Annotated in this window: 21 protein-coding genes; 3 read left to right on the top strand and 18 right to left on the bottom strand. The window is 69.1% G+C overall.

Translation table 11 applies throughout. The features are described from left to right. Nucleotide 1 precedes the first annotated feature (1 nt). The 5 genes from RND61_RS26565 to RND61_RS26545 all read right to left on the bottom strand — a co-directional run bounded on the left by RND61_RS26565 (nt 2) and on the right by RND61_RS26545 (nt 4,727). The gene (locus tag RND61_RS26565; RefSeq protein WP_315880644.1) at nt 2-613 is read right to left on the bottom strand and encodes a hypothetical protein; all 612 of its coding nucleotides are present in this window, start codon (nt 611-613) and stop codon (nt 2-4) included. Then, nucleotides 610-3,156 carry an ATP-binding protein gene (locus RND61_RS26560; protein WP_315880643.1) on the bottom strand — a complete coding sequence of 849 codons (2,547 nt, stop codon included), beginning with the start codon at nt 3,154-3,156 and terminating at the stop codon, nt 610-612. Before RND61_RS26560 ends, RND61_RS26565 begins: the two co-directional genes overlap by 4 nt. Nucleotides 3,157-3,170: 14 nt before the next feature. Further along, complete coding sequence (locus tag RND61_RS26555) at nt 3,171-3,656, bottom strand: hypothetical protein (RefSeq protein ID WP_315880642.1); 486 nt, start codon at nt 3,654-3,656, stop codon at nt 3,171-3,173. Nucleotides 3,657-3,718: 62 nt separating this feature from the next. After that, a complete protein-coding gene (locus RND61_RS26550; RefSeq protein WP_315880641.1) occupies nt 3,719-3,967 on the bottom strand; it encodes a hypothetical protein in 249 nt (82 codons plus the stop codon). Between the two features lie 37 nt (nt 3,968-4,004). Further along, entirely contained in the window at nt 4,005-4,727 is a 723-nt protein-coding gene (locus RND61_RS26545; protein ID WP_315880640.1) for a conjugal transfer protein, read from the bottom strand. 502 nt (nt 4,728-5,229) lie between these two features. Here RND61_RS26545 and RND61_RS32765 point away from each other — a divergent pair. After that, nucleotides 5,230-5,667 (top strand): helix-turn-helix domain-containing protein, encoded by a 438-nt coding sequence (locus RND61_RS32765; RefSeq protein WP_391654194.1) that lies wholly within the window; start codon nt 5,230-5,232, stop codon nt 5,665-5,667. 257 nt (nt 5,668-5,924) lie between these two features. On the opposite strand, the gene RND61_RS26540 is transcribed toward RND61_RS32765, so the two are convergent. From RND61_RS26540 to RND61_RS26510, 7 genes are all read right to left on the bottom strand, one after another. Then, nucleotides 5,925-6,842 (bottom strand): lipopolysaccharide kinase InaA family protein, encoded by a 918-nt coding sequence (locus RND61_RS26540; RefSeq protein ID WP_315880639.1) that lies wholly within the window; start codon nt 6,840-6,842, stop codon nt 5,925-5,927. A 117-nt stretch (nt 6,843-6,959) separates the two neighbouring features. Further along, entirely contained in the window at nt 6,960-7,271 is a 312-nt protein-coding gene (locus tag RND61_RS26535) for a hypothetical protein (protein ID WP_315880638.1), read from the bottom strand. 109 nt (nt 7,272-7,380) lie between these two features. Next, the gene (locus tag RND61_RS26530; RefSeq protein ID WP_315880637.1) at nt 7,381-8,058 is read right to left on the bottom strand and encodes a hypothetical protein; all 678 of its coding nucleotides are present in this window, start codon (nt 8,056-8,058) and stop codon (nt 7,381-7,383) included. Next, nucleotides 8,055-8,249 carry a DUF5999 family protein gene (locus RND61_RS26525; RefSeq protein ID WP_315880636.1) on the bottom strand — a complete coding sequence of 65 codons (195 nt, stop codon included), beginning with the start codon at nt 8,247-8,249 and terminating at the stop codon, nt 8,055-8,057. Before RND61_RS26525 ends, RND61_RS26530 begins: the two co-directional genes overlap by 4 nt. Before the next feature lie 57 nt (nt 8,250-8,306). Beyond that, nucleotides 8,307-8,639, bottom strand: coding sequence for a DUF6415 family natural product biosynthesis protein (locus RND61_RS26520; protein ID WP_315880635.1), 333 nt, complete (start codon nt 8,637-8,639; stop codon nt 8,307-8,309). A 248-nt stretch (nt 8,640-8,887) separates the two neighbouring features. Further along, entirely contained in the window at nt 8,888-9,379 is a 492-nt protein-coding gene (locus tag RND61_RS26515; protein WP_315880634.1) for an ATP-binding protein, read from the bottom strand. Further along, nucleotides 9,376-9,720, bottom strand: coding sequence for a hypothetical protein (locus RND61_RS26510; protein WP_315880633.1), 345 nt, complete (start codon nt 9,718-9,720; stop codon nt 9,376-9,378). Before RND61_RS26510 ends, RND61_RS26515 begins: the two co-directional genes overlap by 4 nt. 698 nt (nt 9,721-10,418) lie before the next feature. Between RND61_RS26510 and RND61_RS26505 the strand changes: the two genes are divergently transcribed. Further along, nucleotides 10,419-11,303 (top strand): helix-turn-helix domain-containing protein, encoded by an 885-nt coding sequence (locus tag RND61_RS26505; RefSeq protein WP_315880632.1) that lies wholly within the window; start codon nt 10,419-10,421, stop codon nt 11,301-11,303. 5 nt (nt 11,304-11,308) lie between these two features. Then, nucleotides 11,309-11,536, top strand: a complete 228-nt coding sequence (locus RND61_RS26500; RefSeq protein WP_315880631.1) for a DUF397 domain-containing protein — start codon at nt 11,309-11,311, stop codon at nt 11,534-11,536. A gap of 87 nt (nt 11,537-11,623) precedes the next feature. On the opposite strand, the gene RND61_RS26495 is transcribed toward RND61_RS26500, so the two are convergent. From RND61_RS26495 to RND61_RS26470, 6 genes are all read right to left on the bottom strand, one after another. Then, a complete protein-coding gene (locus RND61_RS26495) occupies nt 11,624-11,863 on the bottom strand; it encodes a hypothetical protein (RefSeq protein WP_315880630.1) in 240 nt (79 codons plus the stop codon). A 130-nt stretch (nt 11,864-11,993) separates the two neighbouring features. Then, nucleotides 11,994-13,163, bottom strand: a complete 1,170-nt coding sequence (locus tag RND61_RS26490; protein ID WP_315880629.1) for a hypothetical protein — start codon at nt 13,161-13,163, stop codon at nt 11,994-11,996. Further along, nucleotides 13,163-13,576 (bottom strand): hypothetical protein, encoded by a 414-nt coding sequence (locus tag RND61_RS26485; protein ID WP_315880628.1) that lies wholly within the window; start codon nt 13,574-13,576, stop codon nt 13,163-13,165. The genes RND61_RS26490 and RND61_RS26485 overlap by 1 nt, the downstream gene beginning before the upstream one ends. A gap of 21 nt (nt 13,577-13,597) precedes the next feature. Next, on the bottom strand, nt 13,598-14,665 hold the full coding sequence (locus RND61_RS26480; RefSeq protein WP_315880627.1) for a hypothetical protein: 1,068 nt from the start codon (nt 14,663-14,665) through the stop codon (nt 13,598-13,600). Then, nucleotides 14,662-14,925, bottom strand: coding sequence for a hypothetical protein (locus tag RND61_RS26475; RefSeq protein ID WP_315880626.1), 264 nt, complete (start codon nt 14,923-14,925; stop codon nt 14,662-14,664). Before RND61_RS26475 ends, RND61_RS26480 begins: the two co-directional genes overlap by 4 nt. Continuing rightward, on the bottom strand, nt 14,922-15,068 hold the full coding sequence (locus tag RND61_RS26470; protein WP_315880625.1) for a hypothetical protein: 147 nt from the start codon (nt 15,066-15,068) through the stop codon (nt 14,922-14,924). The genes RND61_RS26475 and RND61_RS26470 overlap by 4 nt, the downstream gene beginning before the upstream one ends. Between the last annotated feature and the right edge of the window lie 98 nt (nt 15,069-15,166).

The raw sequence follows: 15,166 nt of genomic DNA, 5'->3' as shown, positions 1-15,166 counted from the left end.
GTCATCCCCTCATCAGCGCGTCGCGGACCGGATTGCCGTGCGCTTCGTCGGACTCGGCAATGTCCTCGGACTGGTCGACCAGCCAGGTGTCGCCCTGCTGTACGACGCGCAGGGCCTTGCGGCTGGTGGTGGTGGAGTCGGGCCAGGTGACGGTGTACTCGACCCGCACGCCCGTGCCGGCCGGGTGGTCACCGATGGCGGGGACGCTCTGCGGCGCGCTGGCCTTGACCTCCCCCGTCTCCGCCCGGTCCGGGCCGGTGGCGCTCGGCTTCGGCTTGCCGCGCACGACAGAGCCGTCCGCCCGGCGAAGCGGCGGGAACTCCTCGGACTCGGTCGGGCTCGGCTCCGGGCTCTGGGTCTTCGGCGCGTTGTCGGCGACGCACTCCTTCACGGAGCCGTGCCGATAGCGCTCGGTCCGCAGGCCGCACGCCTTCGTCCAGTCGTCACCGTTGACCGCGCTCTGGTAGATCCGGGCGGCCTGCACGGCGGCCGCCGTGGTGTCGGAGGCGCCACCGTCACCGGACCCGCCCTTGTCCCCTTCGTCCTGGGATGAGCACCCGGCGGCGAGAACGGTGACGGCCGCCGCGGCGGCGATGGTTACGGCACGCTTCATACCCCTACCCCCTGCGGTTCCTTGGTCAGGTCGGCCCCGCCGTTGTCGACCTTCGGTGTCGTGCTCAGCAGTTCCAGCAGTTCTTCCGACGGGACGTCGAACTGGACGGTGGCGGACTGGAATCGCCGGTCACGCATGATCGCGTGGCCGTGGCGGATCTCCTGGTCAAAGCCCACGCCGATCGCCTGGATCAGCGCCCGGGTGTGCTCACCCTTGGGCAGGTCGAGCAGGGCCGCGAGGGCGTCCTGTTGTTCGGAGGTCGTGAGCTGGAAGCCGAACATGGTGGTGATCTGCTCGATGAGGCCGGTCAGCTTCGCCAGCGACTCCGGGTCCTGGGTGTCGATGACCAGGGCAGTTTGAAGCGCCCTGCCGACCCTGGCGATGTACTGGAGGAAGCTGCTTCCCTCGCGGGTCGCCGTCAGTACGTGCACCTCGGGGACCGCGATGGCCTTGCGCAGGCCGCGCAGGTCCTTGCGGCCGGCCATCGAGATACCGAACGCGAGCATGGAGTGGACCAGGGCGACGCTGAGCCGCTGGTGCACGGACCAGTCCTCGCGGTCGTCGTCCGGGGCAGGCAGCGAGATCCCGGGGATCTGCACCACCCAGATGCCCGGCTCGGACCGCATGAACATGTTGTCGCCGGTCGGCCTGCCCATGAACGGTGCGCCCAAGCCCGTCTGCGCGAGCTCGTACAGGGCCTGCCCGGTCTCCCTGGCCAGCTCGTCGGTGGACTCGCGCAGGTGCTCGATGACCTTCCACACGCGCGGTTCCCCGGCGGCGATCACCTCGTTGACGGCCGACTGGATCGGCGTCTCGGCGCCGCGCATCCGCAGGTGCTGGGGAAGGGCGATGCCCAGCTGTGCGGGGACCTCGGTCTGGGCCCGCTCGGCGCTCTCACCGGTCAGCAGGGTGAACAGGTCAGCGACACCGGCGTACTGGGCGCCGGTCTCCACCAGGTGCGCGTTGAGTCCGAAGCGGCGACCGGCAGCGACCAAACCGCCCATGTCGCCCTTGAAGTCGAGCGCCAGGACGAAGCTGCCGCGGAACGCGGCGTCCAGCAGGGACATCATCATCGCGGTCGTCTTGCCGCGTCCGCTTCGGCCGATGAACGCGGTGGTGGTCGCGTCGCCTCGCTGGCTGCCGCCGGTCAGGTCGTTGCGGACCAGGCCGGGGGTGGAGCCGGTGAGGTAGCCGATCACCGGGCCGGTGTCGTCACCGACGCTCGCACCGCCCCAGAACCACGATCCGGCGAGTGCGCCGACGGTGCGGATGTGGGAGAGGTCGGGGACGCGCACCTTGTCGCCCGGAAGCGTCTCCAGCCAGAGTTCCTTCTGTTCCTCGGTGCCGATGGACACCTCAATGCCGAGACCGCCGTAGTGCCCCTTGACCGCGTCGATCTTCGAGCGCAGGTCGTCCAGGGAGACGTCGCTGGAGACGACCAGTCGGGGGTGGTCCTCCAACAGGGTGACGTCCTCGCGCTTCATGTCGCGCGCGAGCTGGGCCATGGTCTCTTCGGTCTCGATGATGTCGGCGGCGGGTGTGCCGGCGGAGTGCTGGGCGGCGGAGTCGCCCTGCTCCTTGGCCAACTTCCGCGTCTCCTCGGTCAGCTTCAGCGCGTCGCGCCGGTGCAGGACCTTGAAGCGCACGGACGGTTCGGGGTTGACGGGGAGGATCTGAACATCGGGGTCGACGCCGTCCTCGTCGTACTCAGGTACGTACGTGATCTCGCTGACCGTCCTCAGCCACTCCCCCGGCCCGGGAGACTCCATCTCTTCGGGGAAGCTGTCCATCGTCAGGACGCTGGTCCAGGCGGCGACTTCGCCCTGGGCGTCCATCACGCGCACGTGGTCCGGGTACGGGACGACGCGGCCGCGGGTGAGTGCGGCCAGCTTCGCCCCGGAGATCACACCTGCGGAGTTCGGCGTCGGCAGGCTCGTGGCCCGGTGCTGTTCGCGCGCGATCATCCAGGCCAGGACCTCGACCGGGGCGGGCTTGGCCCGCCACGGGGTCGTCTCCAACTGGCGTCCGAGCCGGCGCGCGAGCGCGTCGAGCCGGGCCAGCTCGCGCTGCGGGATGCCGGTCTTCCTGATGCCGAAGGCGTCCTGCACGCCGCTGCGGCTGCGGGCCTGTGTCTGTCCCGAGCGCTCTTGAATGCGGACACCCAGCAGTAGCTGACGCTGGGAGAGGGCGAGGTCATCGAGCCGTTCCACCCGGGCGTCCGCCCACGCGGCGAAGTCTCCGGCGGTGAACAGTTCCTCGGCCTCGTCGCGGTAGTCCGCCGCGTTCAGCGGGCTCCAGAGTATCCGCAGGTGGCAGTCGTGTCCGGCGAGCGTGCGGGCGAGCGCACTGGATGCCTGGTCGTGTTCGGCGTCCCGCGCCGTCTCCGACATCAGGTCGGTGTTGCTGCTGGACAGGACGTACCACGCCTCCGCGTGGGTCTCCGTCACCGTGAGCCCGTCCGCCAGAGCCAGGTATCGCGGCGGCGGCGCCGACCGGTCCCCCGCGACTCCGAGGAACTTTCCGACTGCCTTCGTGATCTTCATCCCCGTACCCCTCTTTACTGCGGCTTGCCGCCGGTGCGCTTACGGGCGCGGTACACCGCGTCCGGCCCGTACATCCGGGTCTTGGAGTCGAACGGGACGGCCCGGCCGGCGGTGAGTCGGGGCGCGTCCTTGCCGAGTACGTTCTCGAAGGCGCCCATGCCGGGCAGCTCGACAAACGCCTCGGCGCGCTCACCGAGGCGAGCACTCATCGGCAACCACTCGTGCCGCTCGGCCGCACGGCGCCCGCCGTTGATCACAGGACGGTGTCCCAGCGTCAGGTAGCGGACCCACAGCGCCCATTGGGTGAGGTTCCACCGGCGCTCGTTCCTCCGGCTGCGCTGGGCCCCGTAGTAGGTGATCACTGCCGGGGGCGCGAAGTACAACGTGAACGTCAGCTGGCTGGGCAACCCGAACATCATCAGGAGAGAACCGGTCCACAGGACGTAAACGACCACGCCCGTGACCAGCATCCGGCGCGAGGGACCTTCACCCAGGTCCATGCCGAGGATTTCATGCTGCCGAGTTTCAAGATCGAAATGGCGCGTGTAGGTGTGTCCGGTCCTCACGCGCCCGCGACCTTGTTGAAGATCTCCACGAACATGGTCTGTGTGGTGTCGGTGGCGAAGACGAATCCAGCCACCAGGATGCCGGCGATGATGTGGCCGATCAGATCACCCCACTCGCGCTTGGCATAGTGGCCGATCGATCGGATCACAAGGATGATCAGGAAGATGTTTCCCGCGATCAGGAAGACCCACGTCTTCAGGTCTGCGCCGCTGGTCAGCGCCAGCGTCACCGTGTCGGCAGACATGCCTCGTATCCCCTCGTTTGGTTCCTGCATAGCGGAGTTAGAACGTTCCACCGTGGAGCTCGGCGACCTGCCACCGCTCGGCGGCGGCCGAGGCCACCCGGGTCAGCTCGACCCGGTAGGTCTGCTCCAGCTCGGCGGCGCCGATCTGCCAACGCACGACGGCGGTTCCGGTGCGGTCGCTGCCCTTGCCCTGGTCGACGTTCCAGCTCTGGATGCCCTGGAGCGTCATCCCGTCGGGCAGCGGCGGGACGCTCGCGCCCGGGGCGGTCACGCTGTCCGCCTCGCCCTTGGCGTACTCGGTGAAGAACGTTTCCACGGTGGTCTGGGTCTGAGCGGAGAGTTCGACGTCGCTGTTCACGGTGTTCTGGTCGGTGACGGTCGGGCCGGAGGCGGGAACGCCGACGATGCCCGGCTCGCCGGTGACGACGATCCGGCCTGCGGTGTTCAGGACCGGGACCTCCAGCCCCACCCACTTCCGTTGGGCGGGCGCCGGGTCCTTCTTCTTGTCCTTCGCCGGTTCGCCGGGGACGTTGACCAGCACGGTCACGTGCACCCGGGCGCGCTTGTCGCCGAGCTCCGTCACCGCGCCCGGCTGGGCGAGGAGTACGGTCTGCTGCCCCTTCGAGTTCCAACCCGCGGTGGTGTCCGTGCCCTTGGGCATGTCCCGCGCCAGGGCCTTGGCTCGCTGGTCGGGGTCGGCCTCGTCCCAGGTCAGGTACGAGTACGCGAATCGCGCGGCGACCAGTTGGGCGTCCTGCACTGGGTAGGTGGGCCCCTGCTTGACCGTTGGCGCCGGGGCCGGCGCGGGCTGGCTGGGCCAGAACCAGGACCTGACCCCAGTGATCACGGCCAGGCCGACCACCACCCACAGCACGATCCGGCCGGTGACGACCAGTGCCCTCGTGCCGGTCTTCTCCTCCTGCAGAACCCAGGGGGTGGCAGGCGTCCGCGTTTGCTTGGATTCGGTCGCAACCTGAGTCGGGCTGTGCCCGTTGCGCTCGGCCTGGACACGCTTCCCTGCGGCTACCCAGTGTGCGGCGCCGGCTGACGGTACGGTCTGCTGCTGGGGCGGTTCCGCTTGGGGAGCTGGCGCTTCCTTGCTCCGGGGCTCCGGGATGTTGAGAACCTTCCACACGACCGTTTTGAGCGCACTCATCCCCAGACGACCTTCCCCGCGATAGGCCCGAACTGAACTGGACAGTACGCGGATCGGCCACAGTGCGTCAAAAAATTTCGTATGGATCGCGGTAGAGTGCGGCGCCATGCGCACGGGGGCAGACGGATGGCGTCTGCGGGGATGGCTTGTCGCTGAGTTGCGGCAGGCCCGTGGTATCTCCCAGAAGGTATTGGCAACAGCGGTCGGGTGCTCTCGCAGCGCCGTCGCCATGTGGGAGTCGAAGAATCAGCGGCCCAGTCCACGGCATCTGCTCCGGCTGGCCCGCAGCCTCGACGTCTCACCCCTTGATCTGGTCGAATTCCTCGATGCTGACTGGACGTTGAGGATACTCCGGCGGTTCCTAGGGTTCACACAGGCGCAGGTGGCGCAAGCGCTGAAAGTCGCCGTCAGCACGTATTGCGATGTCGAGAGGGGCCGCCAGGTCCTGCCCGACAGGTGGGTGCCAATACTCGGGTCTCTTTTCAATACGGATGAACACACCGTCAGGAATAGCGCCCCATTAAAAAAGGCGAAGAAGAGATGATTCTTTGTCGATAAACCCACAGAGCGAGTTCCGGCCAGGAGGAACGTTTAGCCACTTATATTTCCCTTGGCCCCAAAAGTACGATTCCGCGATCGATGGGGCATGGTTCCGCTTTCCCGGCGCTCGCGCCCGACCGCGTCCGGTGCCCGTCCTGTCGACAGCAGGACAAGGGTCGGGGGCATGTGCCATAAGCACAACTAAGCCCCGGAGTACGGCAGTTGGCCGCTCTCCGGGGCTTTGCTGTCGTGCACTGGGGGCTATCCGGGGCCGATCTGACGGAGCCACTGGCCCATCTGTTCGGCGGAGGGCCGCGCGGCCGGCGGTCGCATGAGGGTGTACTGCAGGACCTCTTCGAGCTGCGGCCAGTGGGTGATGTGCCCGTGCGGCAGCCGGTTACGCAGCAGCAGCCCGCGGAGCACTGCCGCCGTAAACCGCGCCGGGTCGACTCCCGCCGCGGCGTAGTCGCGGTGCCATGCGCCTGTCGCCGCCCACCACAGTCCGGCCGCGAGGGCGTACACCTCGTCCGAGGGCTCGGTGACCACCGGACGCTCCCCCGCCTCGATGCGGTGCATCAGTTCGGGTGACATCAGGTGCACCAGTCCGCCGAGGAAGGTGTGCGACGGTGCCAGCACCGGGCCCGACGCCCATGTGCAGTCGATGAAGCGGACCGCGCCGGACGTGTGGACGGTGTGGTGTGGCTGGAGGTCACCGTGCACCCACCCGGCCGCGTGCAGGGCTCCGACGGCCTGGCACACGTCGACCGCGGCGGCAAGGGCCGAGGACCGGTCCTCGTCATGCTGCTGCCGTACGCTCTCGAACCGGGTCCAGGTGGAGGCGCCTTCGAGCCACGGCGTGATGAGCCACGCCGAACCTGTCCCCCGGCCCGCCTTCGCCCGCCCTCCGTACGACAGGCCGGGCACCAGGGTGTGCGTCTGCTGGAGCACGGCGGTTTCGCGGGCGACGGTGGCGGCCCCCTCGCCGGTGCCGACCTTCAAGGCCCACAGTCCGCGCGGTCCGGACACCTGCCAGACGGCCGCGCCTCTGCGGTCCGTCACCTGCTCCCAGTGCGCGGGTTCTCCCGCGAGCGCCTCCGCATCGGCCCGGCCGATCAGCGGTGTCTGCGCGACGCGTTGGCCCGGCAGGCTGACGGACTTCGTCCCCTCAACGTCCAGCACGGAAAGGCCCTCTCTCTACGGTCCGCGACGGTCGCGGTCAGGTCGTCGGTGACGGGGCGGCGGAGGGACCGGTGCCCACCGGCTGGCGGTGCGGCACCGGTGCGACGCCGGTCCGCCTCAGAGCAGGTTCTGAGCGGTCACGGCTGCGGTCACGGTCCACATGGCGCCCAGGTAGGTGCACAGGCAGCGGACCAGCACCGGGTGGTCGCGGTACATGTGCTTCAGCGCGGCGAAGCCCGTCCTGCCGTGCGACTGCGCTCGGAAGCCGAAGAACGAGACGGTCACCGCGGACACTTGCACGGCGCGGCCCTCGACCTGCTCCTGGTCCTGGTCCTGGTCCAGAAGCATGTCCATGAGGGTGCGGGGCTCGAAGTCCTGCCGCGGCGGGCGCTTCGCGCGGATGCGATGCAGGTACGGGAAGTCAGGCATGGCGGTTCGCTCTCTCGGTTGTTTCGGCGGATGGGGCGGCGGGCGCTGTGCCCGCCGGCGCTGACCGTCCGACGACCCGGGCGCGAGGCGCCGGGCCGCCGGACGGGGTCTAGGCCGCGACGCTCGGCGTCGCGAGTTCGGTCAGGTCCACGGGGGTGCAGCCATGCAGAGTCACGACGTCGCGGGCTGCGAGAGTCCACCGGAGGGCGGGGTCCTCGAACGCGACGTCGGTGAGGCCGTTCTTGCTCTTCGTCGGGATCGGCTGAAGGGTTCGCGGGTCGTAGACGATCCCGGAAACTCCCCACGGCTCTGTCCGCTCGACCAAGGCGGCGGTGTGCCCCTTGACCAGGTGCGGGCACGCTTCGGCGGCTTCGACGGCGCACGGCAGGCACACGGGAGGGGTGTCCGTCACATCACCGTCGCGGATCGGTCGACCGTCAACCGCGCGTCCGATGAACAGGTGCTTCCCACCCCAGCGGCTGAACTCGTCGTTGTCGAACGTGGAGGTCGCACAGACCATGCAGAGCATGTGCGACATGGCTTGACGCTGACGCAGGGGGTGGATGTCCGCCAGACGGGGCCTTCCCCTCCCCCGCACCAGTGGGTACCGCACCCAGAGGGCGCCGTCCCTCCGGTCCGCGCCGCTGACCTCGTCGGCGTAACCGATTCCCTCCGCGCCGTCCGGACCGACCCGCTTGATCAGCCTGGTCGGCAGCGGGTTCTCCTCGCTCCACGGCGCAACGAACGGGACGTGGAGCCCCCGCCAGTGGAACTGAGTCACGGTCATGCCGCTGCCCCCGCGAACTTGGGCCGGTGCGGCGCGATGACCTGCCCGTCGGGCAGCAGGCTCCCGGTGTCGAAGACGATGGTCCCGTTGCACAGCAGGGCCCAGCCCAGCAGGTAGTCCCGGCCGACCACCCTGGCGTGCTCACGGTCCGACTCGTGCACTGCCGGGCAGGGAGGGTTGTGCGGACACATAGCGCTTCGTCCTCTCGGTGGTCCGTGTTGGTGAAGGCGTCCGCTGGACGCTCTGGTTCACGCGACCTGCTTGATCGCTCGCGTGGCGGTGAGCCGTTCCAGGAGGTCGTTCGCGACGGCGCCCACCAGCCGCAGGTGGAGAACGCGGTCCCGGAAGTGCTCCGGCAGGTCGACGGCCTGAAGGCCGGCGGCCCGCTCTGCGAGCCGCAGTACCTCGGCGTCCCTGCTCTCCGCCGCAATAGCGATGGCGGCCAGTCGCTCCAGGTCGTCACGCAGGTGACCGTGAATCTCCTCGACCTCGTCCTCCTCGGGAGGCTGTGGGTCGAGCGCGTCACCGATGTCGTCCAGGATCTCGGGGAGCGTGCGCATCCTCCGCAAGGCCGCTGCCATCCGAGCCAGCTTCTCGGCGCTGACCGAGGGAGCGTGAACCGCGTACGTCGACTGCATCAGCAGCTCCCTATCGCGTAGGCGTGCCGCCCCCGGCGCGGGATACGGGGGGTTGGCCCTGCCAGGGGCGGCACGGGGGGGCGCCGCTAAGGCGCCCGGGGTCCGCGCCGGACGGCGTGCTCGCCAGTCCGGCGCGGTGGCTGTGGTGTTCGGTGCGCGCTCCGCGAGAGCGCGGCCGGCCGGAGACTCGGTCATCGGACATCGCCCGTCGCCTCGATCGCGGCCCAGACCCTGAGCCCCGGCCCCGCTTCCGTGGCGCCCCACCGGCTGGACAACCGGCGCACCAGGTCGAGCCCGCGGCCGTGCTCGTCCCACAGGTCGGCGGTCTCCTCCGAGATCGCGCGGAGCGGTCTGGCGGGCCGGGGACCGCTGTCACGAACGGCCACCTCGACTTCGCCGTCACGCCGCAGCAGTTCGAGCTGAATGCTGGATGACGTGGTGTGCCGCACCGCGTTGGTCGTGATCTCGGACGCCAGCAGGACGGCCGTGTCGACGGTGTTCTCCGGCATCCGCCAGGAACACAGGGCCTCCCGGACGTGGTGACGGGCGCGGGCCGGGGCCTGGTCGTCGCCGTCGAAGGCGTACTGGTGCGGCTCGGGCTGGACGTTCGGCTGCGTGGCACCGTCGGCCCCAACGTCGCGTGCCGGTGTCTCCGCCGAACGATTCGGCATCTCATGCGTCACAGCACACCTCCGTCGGCGGGGACCGACGCGACGCGACGGCGGTAGGCGGGCATTGCGAGCCGAACGGCGGTCCGCAGCTCGACGGCGGCCAGCAACTCATGTGCCGAGTGAGGCCGTTGCACCCACCAGGTCGGGCAGTCGTACGGCCCGAACTGCGGGTGGGGGATGGTCAGCCAGGACTCACGGGGGAGGGTCCAGATGTCTTCAGCCCAGACTCCGCCCTGGTCCGGCTCGATGAAGACGTAGAGGCGACGGTTCCAGCGGTCTGCCAGCGCCGGGGGGCAGAAGCCCTTGAGCGTCCGGCACACTCCGAGCACGTCGAGCCCGACGGTGTATGGCATCGCCACTGCGTCCCATGCCCGGCCCGCCGGAAGCTGCCCGGTCCACTTCGGGTGCTCGGCCCATTCGACGGCCAACTGGTCGGGGCTGGGGTGTGCGGAGAGAAACCAGCCGGTGTCGGTGGCCGCGAGGACCGCAGTCACGACGCACCCCCGGCAGCATTCAGGCACTTGTCGTGGGCCCGAACGTCCCACCAGAGCGTGGTGCCATTCGGGCTGACCGTGCACGCGCGGCCGGCGGGACGCAGTTCCCCGCCCTGCGATTGACAGCCCAGGCAGCAAGCGCCCTGGAGCACGTGTAAGACGGCCGTACTCACGTCGGAAATCTCAAACCGCCGACGGAGCCCTTCCTCGGCGCTTGTCGCGCCACGACTTCGGTCGTCGCTCTGCGGGGCCACTTCGCTGGGCATCCGGGGTTCCTCCCGGTTGGTCGGGACGACGCGGCCCACCCAAGATCACTTGGAGTTGTCGAGCAGGCGCGCTGTGTGCTGACTCGGTACAGGATGCCAGCAGATTCGCTACCGTGGGAACATCTCCAGCAGAATTCTGCGGAACTTGTTCTCATTCGAACTGACGCACACAGGGGGGAAACTGACAGATGCTCATGGGGTGGCAGAATCTCTCGCGAAGACGCAGAACATTCCTTGCCGTGGCAGAACAAGCACCGACACACTGGCCCTGGCACGACGAAGGGACACAGGATGATTGAGGATGTGGGGTCGGCAGCACCGGCTCTCTGCCGTCTTCAGCTCGCCGTCGAACTCCGCAGCTTGCGGGAGACCTCCGGGCTCGCCGCCTCCGAAGTGGCCCGGCGTCTCGTCGTGAGCCCTTCGAAGGTGAACCGGCTGGAGGCCGGCGAGAACGGCGTCGTGGAACCGGCCGATGTGATGGCCCTGTGCGACATCTACGGGGCCGAGCCCGAACAGCGGGCGACGCTCATCGGCTACGCGACCGTGACCAAGACGAAGAAGGACTGGTGGCAAGAGCGCGAGTACGCGCCGGTCATCCCGCCCGGCTTCAAGGCGTATCTCGGGCAGGAGGCCACGGCGTCTGCGCTCCACAACTACGAGTCGGAGTACGTTCCCGGCCTGCTGCAGACCGAGGCATACGTCCGTGCTCTGCACCGCCGAGCACACGAGGGACTGGGCAAGGACGATGTCGACCGTCTCGTAGCCGTCCGCATGACACGGCAGGAGGTCCTACATCGGGAGACCTCACCGCTCAGGCTCATCGCCATCATCAACGAATCGGTGCTGCGACGTCGCGTTGGCAGCGCCGAAGTGATGCGTGAGCAACTGGGGCACATCGCCGAACTCGCGACATCCCTCCCCAACGTCCGTGTGCAGGTCGTTCCGTTCGAGTCGGGAGCACACCCCGGCATGAACGGAGCGTTCACCATCTTGCAGTTCCGGGAGAAGGACCCCTTCCCCCCGATTGTCTACCTGGAAAACCTGTCCGACGCCTGGGTCGTTCGGAAGCGGGCCGACGTCGACCGGTACGAGGAGACGTTCACGGACCTGCAAGCGTTCGCTCCAGGGCACACGGAGTCCTTGAGCATGATCAAGAAAGCGATCGAGGAGTTCTGATTCCTATGACCAGGGACGACGCCCAGAACCCCCAGTGGTTCACGTCCAGCTACAGCAACGACCAAGGGGGTCAGTGCGTCGAAGCGGCTCGCATGGGCAACGGGACGGCCCGGAAGATGTGGGTGCGCGACTCCAAGGCTCCATCCGGGCCCGTATTCGAGTTCGACCACGGCCCCTGGCGGGACTTCGTCCAGGCCGTGGTGGACGGTGAGATCAGGCACCGGAACACGTAAGGCCCGACGCAGCAAGATCACACGGACCGGAATCGGCCCGACAGGCATTCGCCTGTCGGGCCGATTCCGTTTGCGTGGCAGGCTCGATCAGCTCATGAGCGGGAAATCGCACGAGCGGGCCAGGACGGCGAGCACAGCCAGCACGACCAGCCCGTACAGGACCTGGCGGCCGGTGATCTGCTGACTGCCGCTCTGCTCGGGTCCGTCCTCGCCGTCGGGGATGCCCCCGAAGTGGGCCTGATGGCGGTGGGCTTCGCGTGCAGCCGTCTCCCCCTCCGGACCGATCGGGAAGCGGGTGCGGCAGGCGCCGCACTTCCAGTACGCCACGGGGACGTTCTCCTCTCGCGGGCCGCCCACGGGCGGGCGGCTGCTGATGCGGGAATCGAGCCTAGAACCTGCGCGGGACGGCAGGTAGCCCGCCTACCGACTCGGTAGGCGGGCAGTAGGCGGCGGGTAGTTATTGCAGGTCAGAGGGCTGACCTACCGGTAGTAGGCGGACCAGGTTCGACCCCTGGGCCGGCAGGGGAGTGAAGCCCTGGGGAAGGTCCGCGGAGTGCACACCGGGCCGGTTACGGGTGGCCCCGTCCTTGTCCGATGCGGGGGCCTTCACGCCGTCCCGGACGGGGATCTGGTGGGCCGCCAGGAGGGCCCTCACCCGGCCGATTTCGGACCGCATGTCACCCCCCTCGGGGAGTCTTCCCAGGGCCAGTTCACGAAGGTGCACGGCGGTGCCATTCCCCCGGGTTTGGATGCTCTCGCGCACCCACGCGTAGACCCTGATTCGCTCCGCTGCGGCGGCCTCTTCGGGGGACGATTCCGCCACTTCCCCACCGGCCGGATCGGGTTCCGCTTCCCCACTCCCCTGATCCTCTTCGTGATCTTCGCGGGGGTCCATCTCCGCGACTCCCCCGTCCGGGCTCTCTTCGCGATCTTCCTTTTCGTGATCTTCGTGGGCCCCGGCGACCGCTCCGACGATCCAGGCGATCACCACGAAGATGATCACGAAACCGCCCGCTCCTCGCAGCAGGTCCACCGGGTGGTCGACCACCCAGTTCCCTACCGCCGCCGCCAGCTTCCCCACGGCCGGTACCGCCGTGTTGACCAGGAACATGCCTCCCATTCCGACGAGTACCGCACCGCCGATAAGGAGGTCACCGGTGCTGGTCCCGGACTTCGCGGGCGCCTTCTTGCCCCCCGTCGACTTCTTCGCCGGGGACTTTCCGCCGCGCCGCTTCGGCTTCGCGGAACGCTCGGCATCGCCACCGGTCGCCGCCTTCGGCGCCGACTTCGCCCCCTTCCCCCTTCTCACCCGGCCGATGACCAGAACCCATCCCCGGCGTGTCAGGGTCCAGGTCGCGCGGAGGATGATCGCCGACCCCGTCCGTACGGTGACCAGGCCGGCGCGGTCGAACGCGTGATACTCCGACAGGTCCGGACGCGTCACGGCACGCCCGCGCACCCGGGGGGCGTCCGCCTGGCTCTCCAGGGACTCGATGATCTGGCCCCACCACGCCCGAGGGCGTGACGGCTGCTCCGCCGTCACGCCCTCGTCGTCTACCAGCTCGACGTCATCCGCCACGCCCTTGTCCTCGTCGCCCGGGTCGGACTTGACCAGGTCCACAGCCATCAGGCGACCACCGTTCCGGTCAGGTTGCTGATCAGGTGCGTGAGCGTGGCGAAGATGCCACCGGCCGCCGTGAACATGCTCGGCAGCATCAGGGCGAACAGACCGTTGCGGAACTTCGACGGCTTCAGGCCGTAGATGAGGAGGCACATCAGGAGGGCGACCGCACCGGCACCGAAGTTGCCTGCGGACCCGAAGCTGCTCTGGATCGCCTGGGACAGGCCGCCGCTCATGTCTGCGACGAAGCTGAAGGTCTCCCCGCCCTGGGCATAGAGCTGGCCGGTGATGAACGCGGCCACGATCACGCCCTCGTGGGACAACTTGATCTTCCACTGGCCCCGCGCGCCGAGGATCAGGAACGCGGTCATCACGACGGCGCCGCCGGTGAAACCGATCGCTCCAAAAATCTGGCCCATGTCTGTGATCTGCCTTCTCAGTTAGTTCGTGCCGTACAAGATGGATGCGACGGTGGCCGTCGCGGCGGGGATGTGGGCTGCCCAGACGACGCCCTTCCAGGGCCACCGCTCGCCGTAAGGGCCGACCCAGCCACGGACCATGCGGTAAGCGATCTGGAGCCCCAGCGAGATGCCGCCGCCGACGACCCAGGCGGGCCGCGCCATCTGCAGCACCGTGATCAGGCCCAACGAAGACACGAAGACGACGCCGCCCAACCTCGACCGCGTGGCCAGGCCCAAGACCCCCAGGCCGAGGGCACAACCGGCCACAGGCGTGGCGTACTGGTCGGCCTGAGCCAGCAGACCCGTGACCCAGTCGTCCAGGTGCAGACCCCAGCCCACGGCGTACGCGGTGCCGGCGAAGACGACCTGACGGCCCCGGGGGTTGTTGATCAGGCCGCCGCCGTTCGCGGTGCCAGCGACGACCGGACCGGCCTTCTTGACTGCGGCCACGATCCGGCCGCCCGTCGTCGCGGGTTCCGGGGCCTCGTCGGTGCCCGCCTCGTCGCCCTCGGCGTCCTCGGCGTCCTGCTCCTTCTTCCGCCCGGTCCGGGTCTTCTTCGGCTCGGGCGCCTCGTCCTGGTCGTCGCCGTCCTCGTCGTCGGCGTCGTCCCCTTCGGCTACCGGCTGGGCCGGGGCAGCGGCGGGAGCGTGCTTCGGCGGGGGCGGCGCGACCGCCGGAGCGGGGGCGTTTCCGGTGAAGGTGTCCTGGTCCGCGGCGTCGTCCTTGTAGACGTCGTTCCACCAGTCCTTCGCCGGGGCGGGCGCCCGGGCGGCCGGGGCCGGTGCCTCGACCGGGGCCGGTGCGGGCGCGTCGGCGGCGACCGGCTCCGTGTCGGCGTCGGCGTCCGGGCCGACCACGTCCAGGCCCAGGTCGACGTCGGGCATCGTCGCCGCAGCGTCAGGCTCCGGGTCCGGCTCGACGGCCGGTGCCGGGATCGTCGGCGCGGTCGACGTCGCCAGCACGTCGTCCAGGTCCGCGAGGAAGTCGCTCACGTCGCGGACACCTGTCTCGGACACCTGCGTCTCCGAGTCGGTGTTCGTCGTCATCGGGCCAGCCACCCCCACTTCCGGATGGCGTCGGTCATCAGCTGCCGGATGCGGAGTTCGTCAGCCCCGGGCAGGGCCGGGCTGTTCGTCGCCGTCGGCGGGTGCCGGACGAAGCCAGCGGGGAGGTCGAGAGCACGGGCATCCGCGTGCGGCGTCCAGGACCGCGTGGACGGGTAGTACGTGCGGGTCAAGACGTGGCCGGGCGGGGTCGCGCGCCGGGCGCGCTCGGCGCGTCCACGGTGGTGGTGAAGCAGCGTCACAGTTGGCTCCAAACGGCGAGGACCGCCACGACGGTGCTGACCGTCACGGCGTCCTTGGCGATTCGGACCTTCCTGCTCTTCGGCCGGTACAGGTGAGTCGCGGCGAGCGCGACCACGGCGGCGCCGAGCGCAAGGTCAAACACGGCTGTCCTTCGGAGAGGGGGCGGCGCCCCGGCCGCGACGAAGGGTCGCGGCCGGTGGCGCTGCGGGTGAGGGCCCTGCTCGTGCCGTGGTGCTGTTC

The sequence above is a fragment of the Streptomyces tamarix genome, assembly GCF_032423885.1.
Lineage (GTDB): Bacteria > Actinomycetota > Actinomycetes > Streptomycetales > Streptomycetaceae > Streptomyces > Streptomyces tamarix.
Note: the sequence above shows the minus strand (reverse complement) of the source record. Positions and strands in the feature narration are given on the sequence as shown.